Origin of the sequence: Microbacterium sp. JZ37 (genome assembly GCF_035188445.1) — a bacterium.
GTDB lineage: Bacteria > Actinomycetota > Actinomycetes > Actinomycetales > Microbacteriaceae > Microbacterium > Microbacterium barkeri.
This window is the reverse complement of sequence record NZ_CP045253.1, coordinates 3,019,187-3,035,088: the sequence shown is the minus strand read 5'-3', so window position 1 is coordinate 3,035,088 and position 15,902 is coordinate 3,019,187. Positions and strand designations below refer to the sequence as shown.

Below are 15,902 nucleotides of genomic sequence, written 5' to 3'. Positions count from 1 at the left end.
CTCAGACGGAGGGGCGCAGCTCGAACGCGGTCGCGCCCGTGGGGGCGATCTCCTCGATCGCGATGTCGTCCACGCGGGAGCCGGTCGGCCCCTGCCGCATCCACTCGACGACCGCGTCGACGGCGTCGGAGCCGCCCTCGAGCTCGGCCTCGACGCGATGCGCGCCCGCGTTGCGGACCCAGCCGACGACGTCCCTGCGCTCTGCCTGACGCGCCGTGCTCCACCGGAATCCGACGCCCTGGACGACGCCCTCGACGACCACCCTGACCCGCCTCATGCGGGCCATCCTCGCATCGGATGGCCCGCAGCTGAAGCAGGTGCGCGGGCACCCCGCACGGCCGATCTCGCCGCGGGTCTTCCGTCTGCGACGAGAACCGGTCAGTATAGGCGCGGGGGAAACATGCAGCAGGACACTTCCGACGGCGAGTCGAACGACGCATCCGCGACGCGGGTGCGCTCGACGCGCGCCGCGCACGCGAGCGTCATCGTGGCGGCCCTCGTCGCCGCGGCCACCGGAGCCGGCGCCCTCGCGGCGGCCGGCGCGCCGCCCGAGAGCGAGCCGGTCGCGGCGGTCTCGATCGCGGTCGACGACGGCGAGGTGTCGGACGACCTCGAGCGCCCCGAGTCACCGACCGCGGGCCTCTCGGATGAGGCGGCGGCGTTCGCCGAGGCCGGCGCGATCGAGGTGCCCGCGCTCGCCGGAAGCGATTACGGCGCGACGACCGTCGACGAGGTGACGAAGCTGCGGCGCGAGGCGCGCGAGAAGCTCATCCGCGCGGCGATCGCCGCGGGCATCGACGTCGACCTCTCGCGCCTCGGGGATGACGGCAAGCTCGCGTCCCTCGACACCTTCCTGTGGCCGATCGCGAACCCCGTGCTCACCGACCAGTTCGGGGCGCGCAACGGTCGCCACATGGGCATGGACATCGCGGCGCCGGGCGGCACGCCCATCGGCGCGGCCGCCCCCGGCATCGTCGTGCTCTCGAGCGAGAGCCACTACGGCTACGGCGTCGCGGTCATGATCCAGCACGTCAACGGCGTGCGCACGCTCTACGGGCACATGACGCACGGGAGCCGCGTGGTCGAGGAGGGCGACTGGGTCGAGGCCGGCGATCCCATCGGGCTCGTGGGCAACACCGGTCGCAGCTTCGGGAACCACCTCCATTTCGAGGTGCACGTGAACGGCGTCCCGGTCGACCCGCGTCGCTACCTCGACGGGGCCGGCGAGCCGGTCGACATCAAGCCGTGGGCTCCTGATCCGCGCGCATCGCAGAACCCGCAGCCGGCCGAGAGCCCGCAGTCGAGCGAGCCGCCGAAGCCGTCGGAGAACCCGCAGCCCTCGGAGAAGCCGAGCGAGACGCCGAAGCCGAGCACGCCGCCGACGACACCGCCGCCGACGACCCAGCCCCCGGCGACGACGCCGCCTCCGACGAGCCCGCCGCCGACACAGCCGCCCGCGACGACGCCGCCTCCGACGAGCCCGCCGCCCACGCAGCCGCCCGCGACGACGCCGCCTCCCACGACGCAGCCGCCCGCGACGAGCCCGCCGCCGACCGAGCCCGCGCCATCCCCCGAGACGAGCGAGCCGGCGCCCTCCCCCGAGACGAGCGAGCCGTCCACCCCGTCGCCATCGCCGTCGCAGACCCATACGCCGGTCACGCCGATGCCGCTGCCGACGGTGACGCTGCCGGCGGAGTGACCAGGCGGCCGGGCAGTCCTGCCGCAGCCCGTTCCTGTTTCTCGACGCCTCGACGCCTCGCCGCCTCGACGCCTCGCCGCCTCGCCGCCTCGCCGCTGACCGAGCGCGGCTGGGGCCTCCGACGAGTCGCCGAGGCACCCCGACATGCGGGGTCGGATTCGCGGGATCACCTCTTCCGCCAGCCCGTTCGAATGTCGGTGGTGGGGTTGATGATGGGGGTGTGACGAGCAGGAAGCCGCGGTTTGTGGATCCGCTGTCGTGGGATGCGACGGTGGAGGAGCGGTGGGTGCTGTCGAATGTGCGGGAGACGTTGACGGGTTTCCGGCGGGCGGTGGCGTCGGCTGCGGCGGCGGAGGTGCAGGCGTTCGCGGTGGCGGCGCGGGTGGCGCGGGCGCAGATGGAGCGGTCGGGGTCGGATTCGGAGTTCGCGTTCCCGTGGCGGGCGGTCGCGGCTGAGCTCGCGGTGGCGTTGCGTGTGCCGGTGGGTGAGGTGGAGGCGCGGATGGCGGATGCGGAGCTGCTGGAGGCGCGGTTGCCTCAGGTGCGGGCGGCGCTGTCGGCGGGGCGGATCACGCGCAAGCATGCGGATGTGATCCGGGAGGTCGCGCAGGGGCTGCCGGATGCGGTGCTGGGGGAGTTCCTGCGGCGGGTGGTGGGGTTCGCGGAGGAGGCCACGCCGCGGCAGTTGCGGGTGTTCGCGAGCGAGCTGGCGGGTGTGCTGCATCCGGTTCCGGTGGCGGAGGGTCAGGCGGCGGTGCGGGAGAAGCGGGGAACGTGGACGCGGGCTCTGCCGGGTGGGCTGGGTGAGTTCGTGATGCGGGACGAGGCGTCGGTGATCGCGGCGGTCGCGGACCGGCTGGATCAGATGGCGCGTCTGGTCGAGGCCGATGAGCGCCGCGCGGACCGGGAAGCGCAGGACGCGGCGCGGGATGCGCGGGATGCGGCGGATGCGGCGGTGGGGGTGACGAGGGACGGGTTGGGGTTCCGGGTGGATCGGGAGGGGAACCGGATCGACCAGGGCGCGGTGCGGGTGCCTGGCGGTGCCCCGGACCCGGTGGTGTCGGCGGTCGATCCGGAGCGGGTGGTGCGGGATGCGGGGCTGTTCTCGGGCCGGTGCGCGCCGGGGGAGCGGGAGGGGGCTCGGGAGGCGGAGCGGGTGCGGGTGACGCGCACGCAGCGGCGCGCGGATCTGGCGGGGAACCTTCTTCTGACGGGGGCGCCGACGGGGTATCCGATCGACGGGGATCCGGAGCGGCTGGCGGGGGTGCGCGGGACGGTGACGGTGACGGTGCCGGTGACGAGTCTGGTCGGGCTGGATGACGGGCCGGCGATGCTGGCGGGGTACGGGCCGGTCCCGGCCGAGACCGCCCGCCGGCTCGCGCGGTACGCGCCGGGGTGGGAGCGGATCTTCCAGAACCCCGACACCGGTGCTCTGCTGACCGTCGATCATTACCAGCCGACCGCGGCGATCCGTCGTCTGGTCGAGCTGCGCGACGAGTGCTGCCGTTTCCCGGGCTGCTCGCGCCCGGCCCCGGGGTGCGAGAAGGACCACGTCCGGGAGTACTCCCGCGGCGGCCCGACGAACGCGGAGAACCTCGAGGCCCTGTGCCGGCCGCACCACTACCTGCGGCACCACACGAGGTGGTCTCCGCGGGCGCTCGAGGACGGCGGCATCGAGTGGACCAGCCCGCTCGGGCACGTGTACGTCACCGAGCCCGAACCCCGAAGACGACACCACGCCATCCACGACCCCCAGCCCCCACCCGAACCCCCACCCTTCTGAGACAACCCAGCCCCGCCATCCGCCATGCGCGCCTTTGCGCGGGTAGCTCGGATCTGCTGTGCTGGGCGGATGGCGATCACCCTCATGCGACCCACGCTCGAGCTGTTCGACAGCTGGTCGGCCGCGATCGACGAGTTCGGTGGCGTGCATGTGGACGGATCGGGGCTGACGCCGCCGACGTCGGGAGACCGGGCGACGTGCGAGAAGCTCGTCGCCAAGGCCGCGGAGATCGCCGACACCTCGCGCGTCCTCCCGGGCGGTCTCGTGCACAACGACCTCTACTGGATCGTCGACGGGGGTGAGGTCGTGGGCTTCGTGTCGTTCCGGCATGCTCTGAACGACTACCTGCGCCGGGTCGGCGGGCACATCGGCTATTCGGTCCGCCCCTCCCGCCGGCGGCGCGGCTACGCGTCGCGGGGGCTCGCTCTCGCGCTCGAGCGTGCGCGCGAGATCGGCCTCGATCGGGTGATGCTCACGTGCGATGACGACAACGTGGGCTCCGCGCGGACGATCGAGGGCGCCGGGGGCGTGCTCGAGGATGTCTCAGATCAGTCGGCGCACGGCCATCCGCTGCTGCGCCGGTACTGGATCGAGCTGTAGGGCGGAGAAGGCTCTCTCGTAGCTCGCTTGCGCTCGAACGACGGACGGGGACTCGGCGTGGAGGTCGGTGCCCTTAGCTTTCACGTCGTGGACGACTCGTGCCAAGTATCCAATCTGGCGGTGGGCGCGGACGCGCGGCGAGTGTCGGTGGGGCGCTCTACCCTCGCGGCATGGCCCTGAAATGTCCCACGACGCGCGCCCCGATCGCATCGCAGGCCGAAGCTATGGTCTTCGCGAGGCGGGCGCACAAGCCGACTAATGTCGTGCGCTGCCGCTACTGCGGATGGTGGCATGTCGTCGGAGTGGGCTCGTCGCTGGAGCGACCCTCGGAAGGGCGCAAGCGTCGATAGGGACGAGGCCTAGGCGGCCACCCAGAAAGGCCAGCCCTCAACGCCCGGGGGAGGAACCAGCCCTCAACGCCCGGAGGTGGAGCCCGCCCTCACCAGGGCAAAGCAAAACCCCCGCGATGTAGAAGCTACGCGAGGGTTTCTGGGACCGTTGTAACGACGGTCCTTGTGGCTCCGACGGGCGTCGATCCCGTGACCTCACGATTTTCAGTCGTGCGCTCTACCAACTGAGCTACAGAGCCGAGCTGCAGAAAACTGCCGCTTCCTAGACGAAAGGCCTTCTCGAAAGAAGGCCCGTCGCTTGGAGCGACCCTGACGGGACTTGAACCCGCGACCTCCGCCGTGACAGGGCGGCACGCTAACCAACTGCGCTACAGGGCCATGAATGTGCTTTCGCACACGATTTTCAATTGTATCAGCTTGAGTGACCCCAACGGGATTCGAACCCGTGCTACCGCCGTGAAAGGGCGGCGTCCTAGGCCGCTAAACGATGGGGCCGCGGTGTGAACCCGGGGCTCACGCTTGCCGACGATCAAGCATACGCAGACGCTCTCCGAAAATCCAAACCGCGCCCGCGCGCCGGGCGTGCCGCGCGGCCGATCCGGGTGAGGATGGCTCTGTTCCGCGCCCCGAAGCGGATCTTTCATAGTGCCAGAAGTGAACGATGTTGCTACTGTTGCGGATGTGATTGGCCGGAGAAGGGTGTGATGGAAGCCGAGCAGAATCTCGCGGAAGAGTGCGGCTGCGCGCCCACCGCCGCTGAGCGACGCATTCTCTGGAACCCCATCTCGCGGCGCAACGCCCTCGTGATGGGCGCGCTCGGCGTCGCTGCCATCGGCGCGGCGACCGCCACGAGCCCCTTCGGCCCCGGTGTCTCCGGCGCGTTCGCCGCGTCGTACAACCCCGACGACTACCCCTCGTGGGAGGACGTCGAGGCAGCCCGCAACAACGAGGCCGCCAAGGCGGCCGAGGTGCAGCGCATCGAGGGCCTCATCGCCGGTCTCAAGCAGCGCGTCGCCGAGACCCAGGCGGCCGCGAAGGCCGCGGCCGACGCCTACTACGCCGCCCAGCAGGCCTACTATGAGGCGGCCTACCGCGCCGACGAGCTCCAGAAGCAGGCCGACGAGCAGGCTGAGAAGGCCGATGCCGCCGCGTTGACCGCGGCCCGCCTCGCCGCGCAGCTCTCGCGCTCGGGCGGAGACGACACCTCCCTCGAGCTCCTCTTCGCAGGCTCGGCCGAGAACGCCGACCAGCTCCTCACCCAGCTCGGCCAGATGGACAAGCTCATCGAGCGCAACGAGTCCGTCTACGCGGAGGCCGCGTCGGCACGCGACTCCGCGCAGTCCCTGAGCGATCAGGCCGAGGTGGCCCGCGCCGAGCGCGACCGCCTGCAGAAGATCGCCGAGGAGAAGATGGTCGCCGCCCAGGAGGCGCAGCAGGCCGCCGAGGCCGCGCTCGCCGACCAGGAGGAGAACCTCATCACCCTCGAGGCGCAGCTCGCGGCCCTCAAGGACACGACGAGCAAGACCGTCCAGGAGTACCAGGAGGGCGTCGAGGCCAAGCGGAAGTACGAGGAGCAGCTCCGCCGCGAGGCCGAGGAGCGCGCCCGCAAGGAGGCCGAGCGGCAGCGCGAGCTCCTCCGCCAGCAGCAGCTCGAGCAGCAGCGCCAGCTCGAGCAGCAGCAACAGCAGCAGCAGAACAGCGGCGGTGGAGGCGGCGGCGGTGGAGGCGGCCAGCAGGCGCCCGCCGACAACGGCGGCGGGGGCGGCACGACCCAGCCCGGAACGGGCGGATGGGTGCGCCCCAACAACGGCACGCGCACGTCGGGCTACGGCCCGCGGTACCAGATCTGCGGCTCGAGCTACTGCTCATCGTCCTTCCACGCGGGGGTCGACCTCGCCGCAGGCTGCGGTGCGGGCATCTACGCGGCGCACTCGGGCACGGTCGTCTACGCCGGCTACAACGGCGGCTACGGCAACTACATCCACATCGACAACGGCGACGGCACCGGAACGGGCTACGGCCACATCGTCGACGGCGGCGTCCTCGTCGGCTACGGACAGTGGGTCGAGGCCGGCCAGCTCATCGCCCTCGAGGGCAACACGGGCAACTCGTTCGGCTGCCACCTCCACTTCGAGGTCTACGTCAACGGCGCGACGGTGAACCCGATCGACTTCATGGCGGCGCGCGGCATCTGGGTCTGACCGTCGGATACGCGAAGGGCGCCTGCCGGCCGGCAGGCGCCCTTCGCGTATCCGCAGCGCGGGATCAGGAGCGGGAGTCGGGCAGCTCGCCCTCGCCCTGCGTGCGCGTCTGGCCCTCGTGCTCCTCGAAGCGCTCGAATGCCTCCTTGACGAGGCGCTCGGCCTCGGCGGCGTTCGCCCACTCGTCGACCTTGACCCACTTGTTGGGCTCGAGGTCCTTGTAGTGCTCGAAGAAGTGCTCGATCTCCTTGCGGGTGTACTCCGGGAGGTCGTCGACGTCCTGGATGTGGTCCCAGCGCGGGTCCTTCGCGAGCACGGCCACGACCTTGTCGTCGCCACCGGCCTCGTCGCTCATCTTGAGCACGGCCACGGGGCGGACCTTGGCGCTCACGCCCGGGTAGATCGCGTGGTCGAGCAGCACGAGCACGTCGAGCGGGTCGCCGTCCTCGCCGAGGGTGTTGTCGAAGAACCCGTAGTCGGTCGGGTAGCCGAAGGTCGTGTAGAGCACGCGGTCGAGGTACACGCGCCCCGTGCCGTGGTCGACCTCGTACTTCACGCGGCTGCCGCGCGGGATCTCGATGACTGCGTCGTACGCGCCCATGCGAGTGGTGTCCTCTCGTAAGGAAATCTGACGTCAGCAAGCGTAGCCGCGCCCGCGAGCCGCGACGAAGCGGGGAGCGCGGGGAGGGCGATTCGCCGCGGGCGGACTACCGTTGACGCGTGCTCGATCCCGCCATCGCCGCCGTCCGCCTCGCCGTGCGCACCGCGCTCGCCCCGCTGGAGGGATCGGCCGCGACCGTCCTCGTCGCCCTGTCCGGCGGCGCCGACTCGCTCGCGCTCGCGGCGGCCGCCGCCTTCGAGGCCCCGCGGCTCGGCCTCCGCGTCGTGAGCGTCACGGTCGACCACGGGCTGCAGGAGGGGTCGGCGGAGGTCGCCGCGCGAGCCGCCGAGCAGGCGCGGATGGCCGGGGTGACGGATGCCCGGATCGTGCGCGTCGAGGTGGGCGCGGAGGGCGGGCCCGAGGCCGCGGCCCGCACGGCACGCTACGCGGCCCTGCGCGATGCGGCGGCGGAGACCGGCGCCGTCGCCGTGCTCCTCGGCCACACCCTCGACGACCAGGCCGAGACCGTCCTCCTCGGGCTCGCGCGCGGCGCGGGCGCCGGGAGCCTCGCGGGCATGGCGCCGCGCCGCGACGAGCGCGGACTGGCCTGGATCCGCCCGCTCCTGGCCATCCGACGCGAGCAGACCCACGGCTTCTGCGAGGCCTCGGGGCTCGAGCCGTGGCACGATCCGCACAACGCCGACGCGCGCTTCTCCCGCGTGCGGGTGCGGCGCGCGGTCCTCCCCGTGCTCGAGGCCGAGCTGGGCCCCGGCGTCGCGCTCGCGCTCGCCCGGACGGCCGAGCAGCTGCGGGAGGACAACGAGGCCTTCGCTGAGATGATCGACGAGACGATCGAGGACATCGTCGAGCACATCGAGGCGGGCATCGCGATCTCGGTGCCCGCGCTCGTCGCCAACCCGCCCGCGCTCCGGCACCGGATCATCCGCCACGTCGCGCAGAGCGAGTTCGGCGCGAGCCTCACGCGCACGCAGACCCTCGAGGTCGCGCGGCTCGTCTCCGACTGGCAGGGCCAGGGGCCGATCGACCTCCCGGGCTTCGTCGCCGACCGGCGCGGAGCGCTCATCGCGTTCACGGCCCGCAGCACGGAGCGGGGGAGCGAGGAGCAGGGGAGCGCGGGGTGAGCGGACCGCGCGACATCGAGCCCCTCCCGATCGGGCCGGCGCTCGCGTTCGCGGCAGGCCTCGCGCGGACGACGGGCGGGGCCTTCGTCGCCTCGGGGATCGTCTTCGTCGTCGTGCTCGTCACGGGCATCATCGGCGAGGAGGCGTACTCCCTCCCGTCGGTGTTCGACGCGATGCTCCGCGCGCTCATGGGCGGCGTCCTCGTCGTCACGGGCGCCGCGCTCCTCGTCGAGCTGCTCCGCGGCATCGCCGAGCGGAGGATGCGGCTGCGCGCGGCCGAGCGCCGGCACGCCCAGCCGACCGCGCCGCGCGTGCCGGTCGTCGAGGCGCGGCGCCTCCGCGAGGATCCGTACGGCGGCATCATGGTGCTCGCCTGGTTCGCCGTCGTCCTCGGCCCCGTCACGGCGCTCGTCGACCTCGTCTCGGGCTTCGACTACGACGGCATCGCCCTGCTCGCCGGAGTGGGGATCACGCTCGCCGCGGTCGCGCTCTTCACGCTGCGCGGCTGGCTCGGCCGGCGCTGGGAGGCGCGGGTGAAGCGCCTGCCGGGGCCCGGCGGCGGCGCGCGGATGGCCCATCCGCGGCCCGCGGGCGCCAAGCGGCGCGACGGACGGTGGGCCGCAGCGGGCTTCGCGCTGCAGCTCGGCGCCTACGTGTTCTTCGCCGGCGTCCTGCTGCGCCAGCCGTGCCGCGACTGCGACCCCGTCGACTACGGCGGCGGCCCGATCGAGGGCGTCATCGATGCGCTGGTGAGCGTCGGCGGGGTGCTGATCCTCATCCCGATCGCCCTCCTGCTGCTCTCGACGGTCCCGTTCCTCGTCCGCACCGCGGTCCTCGAGCGGCGGACGCTCCGGGCCGCGCGCGAGGGCGCCCTCTCGCCATCCGCGGACGTCGACGCGCAGCTGACCGGAGCCGGCGCGCTCTCGCACCTCGCGTCGGGCCTCACCGTGATCGGCTTCCTGCTCGTCATCCTCGGCGCGACCCCGTGGACCGTGCTCGCGAACGACTCGGCGGGCGACGACGACATCGCGGCGCTCGCGGCCTTCCAGCCGCTCCTCGCCCCCGGCTGGGCGCTCATCGCCGCCGGGCTCGCGGCGGGCATCGCCGGGGTCGTCGAGACACGTGCGCGCAGGGCCGCGATCCACCGCGCGCTCCCGCGCTACGACGTCGGGGTCGCAGCGGAGGAGTCGTAGGATGGCCTCCATGCGTGCTGCCGACATCTCCGGTGACCTCGACCGCGTTCTCGTGACCGAGGAGGAGATCCAGGCCAAGCTCCGCGAGCTCGCCGCCCAGGTCGAGAAGGACTACGAGGGCAAGAAGCTCCTCCTCGTCGGCGTGCTCAAGGGCGCCGTCATGGTGATGGCCGACTTCATGCGCTGCCTCACGCGCGAGGTCGTCATGGACTGGATGGCGGTCTCGAGCTACGGCACGAGCACCAAGTCGAGCGGCGTCGTGCAGATCCGGAAGGACCTCGACACCGACCTCGAGGGCTACCACGTGCTCATCGTCGAGGACATCATCGACTCCGGCCTCACCCTCAGCTGGCTGCTCAGCAACTTCGCCTCGCGCGGCGCCGAGTCGATCGAGGTGCTCGCGCTCCTGCGCAAGCCCGACGCGGCCAAGGTCGAGATCGACTGCCGCTACCTCGGGTTCGACATCCCCAACGAGTTCGTCGTCGGCTACGGCCTCGACTACGCCGAGCACTACCGCAACCTGCGCGACGTCGCCGTGCTCGCGCCGCACGTCTACGCCTGACGTACGCCGTGGGCGAATCCCAGTCGGCGCATAGACGCGCCGGGGTAGCCTGAGACGACTACGCGCTCGTCGCGTCGACGGGAGGAAGTCACCCCAGGTATGGACGTCAAGAAGCTCACTCGCAACCCGCTGATCTACATCCTGCTGGTCGGCGTGCTGCTGATCGTCGGGTTCTCGCTCGTGTCCAACCTGGGCGCCCCGCGCCAGGTGTCCACGCAGGAGGGGCTCGAGCTGCTGGACGGCGACACCGTCAGCAAGGTGCTCATCACGGATGGCGACCAGCGCGTCGACATGACCCTCACGAAGGCCTACGAGGGCGCCACGGACGTGCAGTTCTACTACGTCTCGGCGCGTGCCGAGGAGGTCGTCGACGCGGTAGAGGCGGCGGCGCCCGCCGACGGCTACGACGACGCCGTGCCGCGCGCGACGATCTGGGACAGCCTGCTGTCGCTGGCCATCCCGATCCTCCTGCTCGGCCTGCTCTTCTGGTTCCTCATGTCGAGCGCCCAGGGCGGCGGTCGCGGCGTCATGCAGTTCGGCAAGTCGCGCGCGAAGCTCATGAGCAAGGAGCACCCCGACGTCACGTTCGGCGACGTCGCGGGTGCCGACGAGGCCATCGAGGAGCTCCAGGAGATCAAGGAGTTCCTCAAGGACCCGGCGCGCTTCCAGGCGGTGGGCGCGCGCATCCCGAAGGGCGTGCTGCTGTACGGCCCTCCCGGCACCGGCAAGACGCTGCTCGCGCGCGCGGTCGCGGGCGAGGCGGGCGTGCCGTTCTACTCGATCTCGGGCTCGGACTTCGTCGAGATGTTCGTCGGCGTCGGCGCGAGCCGCGTGCGCGACCTCTTCAACCAGGCCAAGGAGAACTCGCCGGCGATCATCTTCATCGACGAGATCGACGCCGTCGGCCGGCACCGCGGCGCGGGCATGGGCGGAGGCCACGACGAGCGCGAGCAGACGCTCAACCAGATGCTCGTCGAGATGGACGGCTTCGACCCCAAGGTCAACGTCATCGTCATCGCGGCGACGAACCGCCCCGACATCCTCGACCCCGCGCTGCTGCGCCCCGGCCGCTTCGACCGCCAGATCGGCGTGGACGCGCCCGACCTCAAGGGGCGGCTCCGGATCCTCCAGGTGCACAGCCGCGGCAAGCCGCTCGCCGACAACGTCGACCTCGAGGTCGTCGCGCGCAAGACGCCCGGCTTCACGGGCGCCGACCTCGCGAACGTGCTCAACGAGGCGGCCCTCCTCACGGCGCGCTCGAACGCCCAGCTCATCGACGACCGCGCGATGGACGAGGCGATCGACCGCGTCATCGCGGGCCCCCAGCGCCGCACGCGCGTCATGAAGGACAAGGAGAAGCTCATCACGGCGTACCACGAGGGCGGCCACGCCCTCGCCGCCGCGGCGATGAACCACTCCGACCCCGTCACGAAGATCACGATCCTGCCGCGCGGCAAGGCCCTCGGCTACACGATGGTGCTGCCCCTCGAGGACAAGTACTCCGTGACGCGCAACGAGCTCCAGGACCAGCTCGCGTACGCCATGGGCGGCCGCGTCGCCGAGGAGATCGTCTTCCACGACCCCACGACCGGCGCGTCCAACGACATCGAGAAGGCGACGAGCATCGCCCGCAAGATGGTCACCGAGTACGGCATGACGACCGCCGTCGGGCCCGTCAAGCTCGGCAGCGGCAGCGGCGAGGTCTTCATGGGCCGAGACATGGGCCACGGCCGCGACTACTCGGAGCGCATCGCCGAGCACATCGACGAGGAGGTGCGCGCGCTCATCGAGCTCGCGCACAACGAGGCGTACGAGGTGCTCAACGCGAACCGCGACATCCTCGACAAGCTCGCCCTGGCCCTCCTCGAGCACGAGACGCTCGATCACGTCCAGATCGAGGAGATCTTCAAGGACATCAAGAAGCTGCCCGAGCGCCCCCAGTGGCTCTCGTCGAGCGATCGCCCGGTGTCGGCGCTGCCGCCCATCGACGTCCCGCGCAAGCGCCAGCACGACGGGATCGCCGCGTCGACGACGGCCGAGAGCTCGCCGTCGCAGCCCGCGACCCGGCCGGCGTCCGGTCACGCGCGGCCCGCGACGGCCTGAGGACGCGACGCGTGACCGTCGATCGGGAGCGCGTCGCGGCGCTCACCCGCGAGCTGCTCGTCGCGATCGGGGAGGACCCCGATCGCGCGGGTCTGCGGCAGACGCCGCAGCGCGTCGCCGACGCGTACGCCGAGTTCTTCGCGGGCGTGGGCCAGGACGCTGCCGAGCCCCTCGCGCACACCATCAGCGTCAGCCGCGGCCCCGCGCCGGACACGCTCCCGTCGGGCGCGGTCCTGCTCCGTGGCGTGCGCTTCCGCTCGGTCTGCGAGCACCATCTGCTGCCGTTCATCGGGCACGCCCACATCGCCTACCTCCCCGGTGAGCAGGTGGTCGGCCTCGGCGCGCTCCCGAAGGTCGTCGACGTGCTCGCCGCGCGCCCGCAGGTGCAGGAGCGGCTCGGCGAGCAGATCGCCGACACGATCGCGGGCTCGCTCGACACCCGCGGCGTCGTCGTCGTGCTCGACGCCGTCCACCAGTGCGTGACGATGCGCGGCGGCCGTCAGAGCGACAGCTCGACGGTGACGGTCGCGGCCCGCGGAGAGCTCGCCGAGCCCGCGGCGCGGGGCGAGATCGTGTCGCTCATCGCGCTCGGGGGCGGCATCGCCCACGAGGACCTCGCATGACCTCCATCTGGGGCATCGTCAACGTCACGCCGGACTCGTTCTCGGATGGCGGCGCCCACTACGCGGCCGACGACGCGATCGCGCACGGGCGGCTTCTGCGCGAGGGCGGCGCGACCGTGCTCGACGTCGGCGGCGAGTCGACCCGTCCCGGCGCGGAGCCGGTGGGCGCGGAGGTCGAGATCGCACGCATCCTGCCCGTCATCCGCACCCTCGCGGCCGACGGCGCCACCGTGAGCGTCGACACCTACCGCGCCGCGACCGCCGAGGCCGCGATCGCCGAGGGGGCCGCGATCGTCAACGACGTCTCGGGCGGCCTGGCCGATCCGGAGATCCTCGATGTCGTCGCCGAGCGGGGCGTCGACATCGCCCTCGGCCACTGGCGCGGCCCGTCATCCGACATGTACGCGCAGGCGACCTACACGCACATCGGCCGCGAGGTCGCCGACGAGCTCTCGGCGCGCGCGGAGGCCGCGATCGCCGCGGGCGTCGCGCGCGAGCGGGTCATCCTCGACCCGGGCATCGGGTTCGCGAAGCGCGGCGAGCAGAACTGGGCGCTCCTGCGCGAGCTCGACGCGATCGTCGGCCTCGGGTACCGGGTGCTCGTCGGGACATCGCGCAAGCGGTTCCTTGCCTCGGCGCTCGGCGAGGAGGCGACCATCGAGCGGCGGGATCTCGCGACAGCGCTCACGAGCGTGCTCGCCGTGCAGGCCGGTGCGTGGGGCGTGCGCGTGCACGACGCAGCGGCGACCCGCGACGCGCTCGCGGTCGCGCGGGAATGGAAGGGCTGAGGGCATGAACCCGTTCGACATGATCGAGCTCCGCGGGCTCACCGCATTCGGGCGCCACGGCGTGTACGAGGCCGAGCGCGCGGAGGGGCAGGACTTCACCGTCGACCTGCGGCTGCACGTCGACACCGCGCGTGCCGCCGAGACCGACGACATCGCCGACACCGTGCACTACGGCGAGCTCGCCGAGAAGGTCGTCGCGATCGTCGAGGGCGAGCCCGTCGATCTCATCGAGACGCTCGCGCACCGCATCGCCGACGCGGTGCTCGAGGACGAGCGCGTGCACGGCGTCCTCGTCACCGTGCACAAGCCGCACGCGCCCATCCGCGCGCGCTTCTCGGATGTCTCGGTCACGGTGCACCGCCTGCGTCAGGAGCGCGCATGACCGCCGGCCGCCGCCCTGACCCGCCGCTGCGTCCCCTCGCGGCGCCGCCCGCGCCCCGACGCCGAGAGCCCGTGACCGCCGTCGTCGCGCTCGGCGCGAACCTCGGCGACCGCGCGGCCACCCTCGACGCGGCCGTGCGCGAGCTCGAGCGGCTGCCGCTCACGGATCGGGTGGTCTGCTCCTCCGCCCACGAGTCCGTCGCGGTCACGCTGGACGGCCCCGACGCCGAGGCGCCGGCGTACCTCAACGCGGTGGCCCTCGTGACGACGCGCCTCGCGCCGAGCGTGCTCCTCGGCTTCCTGCACGCGATCGAGGAGCGGCACGGGCGTGTGCGCCGCGAGCGCTGGGGCGACCGGACACTCGACCTCGACCTCGTGGCCTACGGCGACGTCGTCTCCGACGACCCGCGGCTCACCATCCCGCACCCGCGCGCAGCCGAGCGCGACTTCGTGCTCGGCCCGTGGCTCGAGGTCGACCCCGACGCCGAGCTCCCGCGCGCCGGACGCGTCGACGCTCTCCTCGCGCGACTCCGCGGAGCCGCGCCGTGAGGCGGACGAGCCTCCTCGCGCTCCTCGTCGCCGCCCTGCTGGGCGGAGGCGGCGGCTTCCTGCTCGACCACCTCCTCACCTCGTCGGGGCGCTCGACCTTCGCGCCCTCGCTCATGCTGCCCGTGCTCCTCGTGCTCCTGGGCGCCCTGTGCCTCGCGCTCGCGTGGCCCGTGCGCCGCTCGGTGCGCGACCCCGACGCGCCGCGCATCGACCCGTTCCGCGCACTGCGGATCGCGATGCTTTCGAAGTCGGCGAGCATCGTGGGGGCCGCCGTCACGGGCGCGGCGCTCGGCCTCCTCCTGTACGGCGCGACGCGCCCTGTGGCCCCCGCGCTAGGGTCGTTGGGGACGACCATCGCGAGCGCGATCGCGGGCGCACTGCTCGTGGGCGCGGCGCTGCTCGCAGAGCATTTCTGCACGCTGCCGAAGGATCCAGATGAGCGACAGCCCGACGACACCCCAGCCGGACTCGAACCAGACTGACCCCCAGACCCCGGCCCCGCTCACGCGCGCCGAGGCGCGCGCGGCCGCAGCCGCGCCATCCGCACCCGCACCGGAGGCACCCGCCGGACCCGCACAGCCCGAGGTGCTCGACGCCGGCACCTTCACCGCGATCCGCGAGCCCCGCGGCGCCGGCCGACTCGCTCTCGACGGGGCGTGGCATCAGATCTCGCCCAAGTACGTCGTGTCTCAGCTCGTGCAGAACGCGATCTTCCTCGCGATCGTGTGGGCCGCGGCCTTCGTCGTGGCCGAGGTGGCGCGCCTGGGCATGTGGGCGTGGATCGTCGCGGGTGCGATCACGGTCGTCACGCTCCTGACCCTGATCGTGCTGCCGCGGCAGGCGCGCGCGCTCGGGTACATGCTGCGCGACGACGACATCGTGTTCCGCAAGGGCATCCTGTGGCAGCGGATGGTCGCGGTGCCCTACGGCCGCATGCAGCTCGTCGACATCACGCACGGGCCCATGGACCGCGCGTTCGGCATCGCCAAGCTCAAGATGGTGACCGCCGCCGCGACCACGGGCGTGGAGATCCCCGGGATCAGCCAGGCGGCGGCCGAGGCGCTGCGCGACACGCTCATCGAGGTCGCCGAGACCCGCAGGACCGGGCTGTGACCGGTCAGCCTCCCAGCGCGGCGGAGACGGCCGAGGCGCCCGTCCTGCCCGGCGGCGGTTCGTCGTCGCTCGCCGACGGCGCCTGGCACCGGCTCCACCCGCTCACGCCCCTGTTCAAGGGCGGGCTCGTGCTGCTCATCGTCGCGGGCATCGCGATCGGGAATGCGCGCGACCGGATCATCTTCTGGGTCGTCTCCCTCTTCACCCCGAGGAG

16 protein-coding genes and 3 tRNA genes are annotated in these 15,902 nt (G+C 72.4%); 14 read left to right on the top strand and 5 right to left on the bottom strand.

The annotated features are described in order from the left end of the window. Window position 1 precedes the first annotated feature (1 nt). Window positions 2-277, bottom strand: a complete 276-nt coding sequence (locus tag GC092_RS14090) for an acylphosphatase (protein WP_324012725.1) — start codon at window positions 275-277, stop codon at window positions 2-4. Between the two features lie 123 nt (window positions 278-400). Between GC092_RS14090 and GC092_RS14085 the strand changes: the two genes are divergently transcribed. The 3 genes from GC092_RS14085 (at window position 401) to GC092_RS14075 (ending at window position 4,082) form a co-directional block, all read left to right on the top strand. After that, the gene (locus tag GC092_RS14085) at window positions 401-1,699 is read left to right on the top strand and encodes a M23 family metallopeptidase (protein WP_324012724.1); all 1,299 of its coding nucleotides are present in this window, start codon (window positions 401-403) and stop codon (window positions 1,697-1,699) included. Window positions 1,700-1,919: 220 nt separating this feature from the next. Then, complete coding sequence (locus GC092_RS14080) at window positions 1,920-3,482, top strand: HNH endonuclease signature motif containing protein (RefSeq protein ID WP_324012722.1); 1,563 nt, start codon at window positions 1,920-1,922, stop codon at window positions 3,480-3,482. Between the two features lie 69 nt (window positions 3,483-3,551). Beyond that, entirely contained in the window at window positions 3,552-4,082 is a 531-nt protein-coding gene (locus GC092_RS14075) for a GNAT family N-acetyltransferase (RefSeq protein WP_324012721.1), read from the top strand. A 516-nt stretch (window positions 4,083-4,598) separates the two neighbouring features. Here the strand turns inward: GC092_RS14075 and GC092_RS14070 are convergent. The 3 genes from GC092_RS14070 to GC092_RS14060 all read right to left on the bottom strand — a co-directional run bounded on the left by GC092_RS14070 (window position 4,599) and on the right by GC092_RS14060 (window position 4,927). After that, window positions 4,599-4,671: transfer RNA gene (locus GC092_RS14070), tRNA-Phe, on the bottom strand. Between the two features lie 65 nt (window positions 4,672-4,736). Then, window positions 4,737-4,810, bottom strand: a tRNA-Asp gene (locus GC092_RS14065). 44 nt (window positions 4,811-4,854) lie between these two features. Next, a tRNA-Glu gene (locus tag GC092_RS14060) sits at window positions 4,855-4,927 on the bottom strand. A 209-nt stretch (window positions 4,928-5,136) separates the two neighbouring features. On the opposite strand from GC092_RS14060, the gene GC092_RS14055 reads away from it, so the two are divergent. After that, window positions 5,137-6,633 (top strand): M23 family metallopeptidase, encoded by a 1,497-nt coding sequence (locus GC092_RS14055; protein WP_324012719.1) that lies wholly within the window; start codon window positions 5,137-5,139, stop codon window positions 6,631-6,633. 64 nt (window positions 6,634-6,697) lie between these two features. Here the strand turns inward: GC092_RS14055 and GC092_RS14050 are convergent, their stop codons facing one another. Beyond that, on the bottom strand, window positions 6,698-7,234 hold the full coding sequence (locus tag GC092_RS14050; RefSeq protein ID WP_271174647.1) for an inorganic diphosphatase: 537 nt from the start codon (window positions 7,232-7,234) through the stop codon (window positions 6,698-6,700). A 119-nt stretch (window positions 7,235-7,353) separates the two neighbouring features. Between GC092_RS14050 and tilS the strand changes: the two genes are divergently transcribed. The 10 genes from tilS (at window position 7,354) to GC092_RS14000 (ending at window position 15,688) form a co-directional block, all read left to right on the top strand. Continuing rightward, window positions 7,354-8,376, top strand: a complete 1,023-nt coding sequence (gene tilS / locus GC092_RS14045) for a tRNA lysidine(34) synthetase TilS (RefSeq protein WP_324012717.1) — start codon at window positions 7,354-7,356, stop codon at window positions 8,374-8,376. Further along, window positions 8,373-9,569 carry a hypothetical protein gene (locus GC092_RS14040; protein ID WP_324012715.1) on the top strand — a complete coding sequence of 399 codons (1,197 nt, stop codon included), beginning with the start codon at window positions 8,373-8,375 and terminating at the stop codon, window positions 9,567-9,569. Before tilS ends, GC092_RS14040 begins: the two co-directional genes overlap by 4 nt. Window positions 9,570-9,579: 10 nt before the next feature. Beyond that, window positions 9,580-10,131 carry a hypoxanthine phosphoribosyltransferase gene (hpt, locus tag GC092_RS14035; protein WP_271174690.1) on the top strand — a complete coding sequence of 184 codons (552 nt, stop codon included), beginning with the start codon at window positions 9,580-9,582 and terminating at the stop codon, window positions 10,129-10,131. A 99-nt stretch (window positions 10,132-10,230) separates the two neighbouring features. Beyond that, window positions 10,231-12,234: an ATP-dependent zinc metalloprotease FtsH gene (ftsH, locus tag GC092_RS14030; protein WP_271174650.1), complete on the top strand. Its 2,004-nt coding sequence runs from the start codon at window positions 10,231-10,233 to the stop codon at window positions 12,232-12,234. Window positions 12,235-12,245: 11 nt separating this feature from the next. Then, window positions 12,246-12,857, top strand: a complete 612-nt coding sequence (gene folE, locus GC092_RS14025) for a GTP cyclohydrolase I (RefSeq protein WP_271174651.1) — start codon at window positions 12,246-12,248, stop codon at window positions 12,855-12,857. After that, window positions 12,854-13,645, top strand: coding sequence for a dihydropteroate synthase (gene folP, locus GC092_RS14020; RefSeq protein WP_324012712.1), 792 nt, complete (start codon window positions 12,854-12,856; stop codon window positions 13,643-13,645). Before folE ends, folP begins: the two co-directional genes overlap by 4 nt. Before the next feature lie 4 nt (window positions 13,646-13,649). Beyond that, the gene (gene folB, locus GC092_RS14015) at window positions 13,650-14,027 is read left to right on the top strand and encodes a dihydroneopterin aldolase (RefSeq protein ID WP_271174653.1); all 378 of its coding nucleotides are present in this window, start codon (window positions 13,650-13,652) and stop codon (window positions 14,025-14,027) included. After that, window positions 14,024-14,575, top strand: coding sequence for a 2-amino-4-hydroxy-6-hydroxymethyldihydropteridine diphosphokinase (gene folK, locus GC092_RS14010; protein WP_282980427.1), 552 nt, complete (start codon window positions 14,024-14,026; stop codon window positions 14,573-14,575). The genes folB and folK overlap by 4 nt, the downstream gene beginning before the upstream one ends. Continuing rightward, window positions 14,572-15,057 carry a DUF3180 domain-containing protein gene (locus GC092_RS14005; protein ID WP_271174655.1) on the top strand — a complete coding sequence of 162 codons (486 nt, stop codon included), beginning with the start codon at window positions 14,572-14,574 and terminating at the stop codon, window positions 15,055-15,057. The genes folK and GC092_RS14005 overlap by 4 nt, the downstream gene beginning before the upstream one ends. Continuing rightward, window positions 15,011-15,688: a PH domain-containing protein gene (locus tag GC092_RS14000; RefSeq protein WP_324012707.1), complete on the top strand. Its 678-nt coding sequence runs from the start codon at window positions 15,011-15,013 to the stop codon at window positions 15,686-15,688. The genes GC092_RS14005 and GC092_RS14000 overlap by 47 nt, the downstream gene beginning before the upstream one ends. The last annotated feature ends 214 nt before the right edge of the window (window positions 15,689-15,902 follow it).

Excerpts from the sequence above, each read along its gene's own strand:
- GC092_RS14090 (WP_324012725.1), bottom strand. The coding sequence starts at position 277 with ATGAGGCGGGTCAGGGTGGTCGTCGAGGGCGTCGTCCAGGGCGTCGGA.
- GC092_RS14055 (WP_324012719.1), top strand. The coding sequence starts at position 5,137 with ATGGAAGCCGAGCAGAATCTCGCGGAAGAGTGCGGCTGCGCGCCCACC.
- GC092_RS14075 (WP_324012721.1), top strand. The coding sequence starts at position 3,552 with ATGGCGATCACCCTCATGCGACCCACGCTCGAGCTGTTCGACAGCTGG.
- GC092_RS14085 (WP_324012724.1), top strand. The coding sequence starts at position 401 with ATGCAGCAGGACACTTCCGACGGCGAGTCGAACGACGCATCCGCGACG.
- GC092_RS14050 (WP_271174647.1), bottom strand. The coding sequence starts at position 7,234 with ATGGGCGCGTACGACGCAGTCATCGAGATCCCGCGCGGCAGCCGCGTG.
- ftsH (WP_271174650.1), top strand. The coding sequence starts at position 10,231 with ATGGACGTCAAGAAGCTCACTCGCAACCCGCTGATCTACATCCTGCTG.
- GC092_RS14000 (WP_324012707.1), top strand. The coding sequence starts at position 15,011 with ATGAGCGACAGCCCGACGACACCCCAGCCGGACTCGAACCAGACTGAC.
- folK (WP_282980427.1), top strand. The coding sequence starts at position 14,024 with ATGACCGCCGGCCGCCGCCCTGACCCGCCGCTGCGTCCCCTCGCGGCG.
- folB (WP_271174653.1), top strand. The coding sequence starts at position 13,650 with ATGAACCCGTTCGACATGATCGAGCTCCGCGGGCTCACCGCATTCGGG.
- folP (WP_324012712.1), top strand. The coding sequence starts at position 12,854 with ATGACCTCCATCTGGGGCATCGTCAACGTCACGCCGGACTCGTTCTCG.
- hpt (WP_271174690.1), top strand. The coding sequence starts at position 9,580 with ATGCGTGCTGCCGACATCTCCGGTGACCTCGACCGCGTTCTCGTGACC.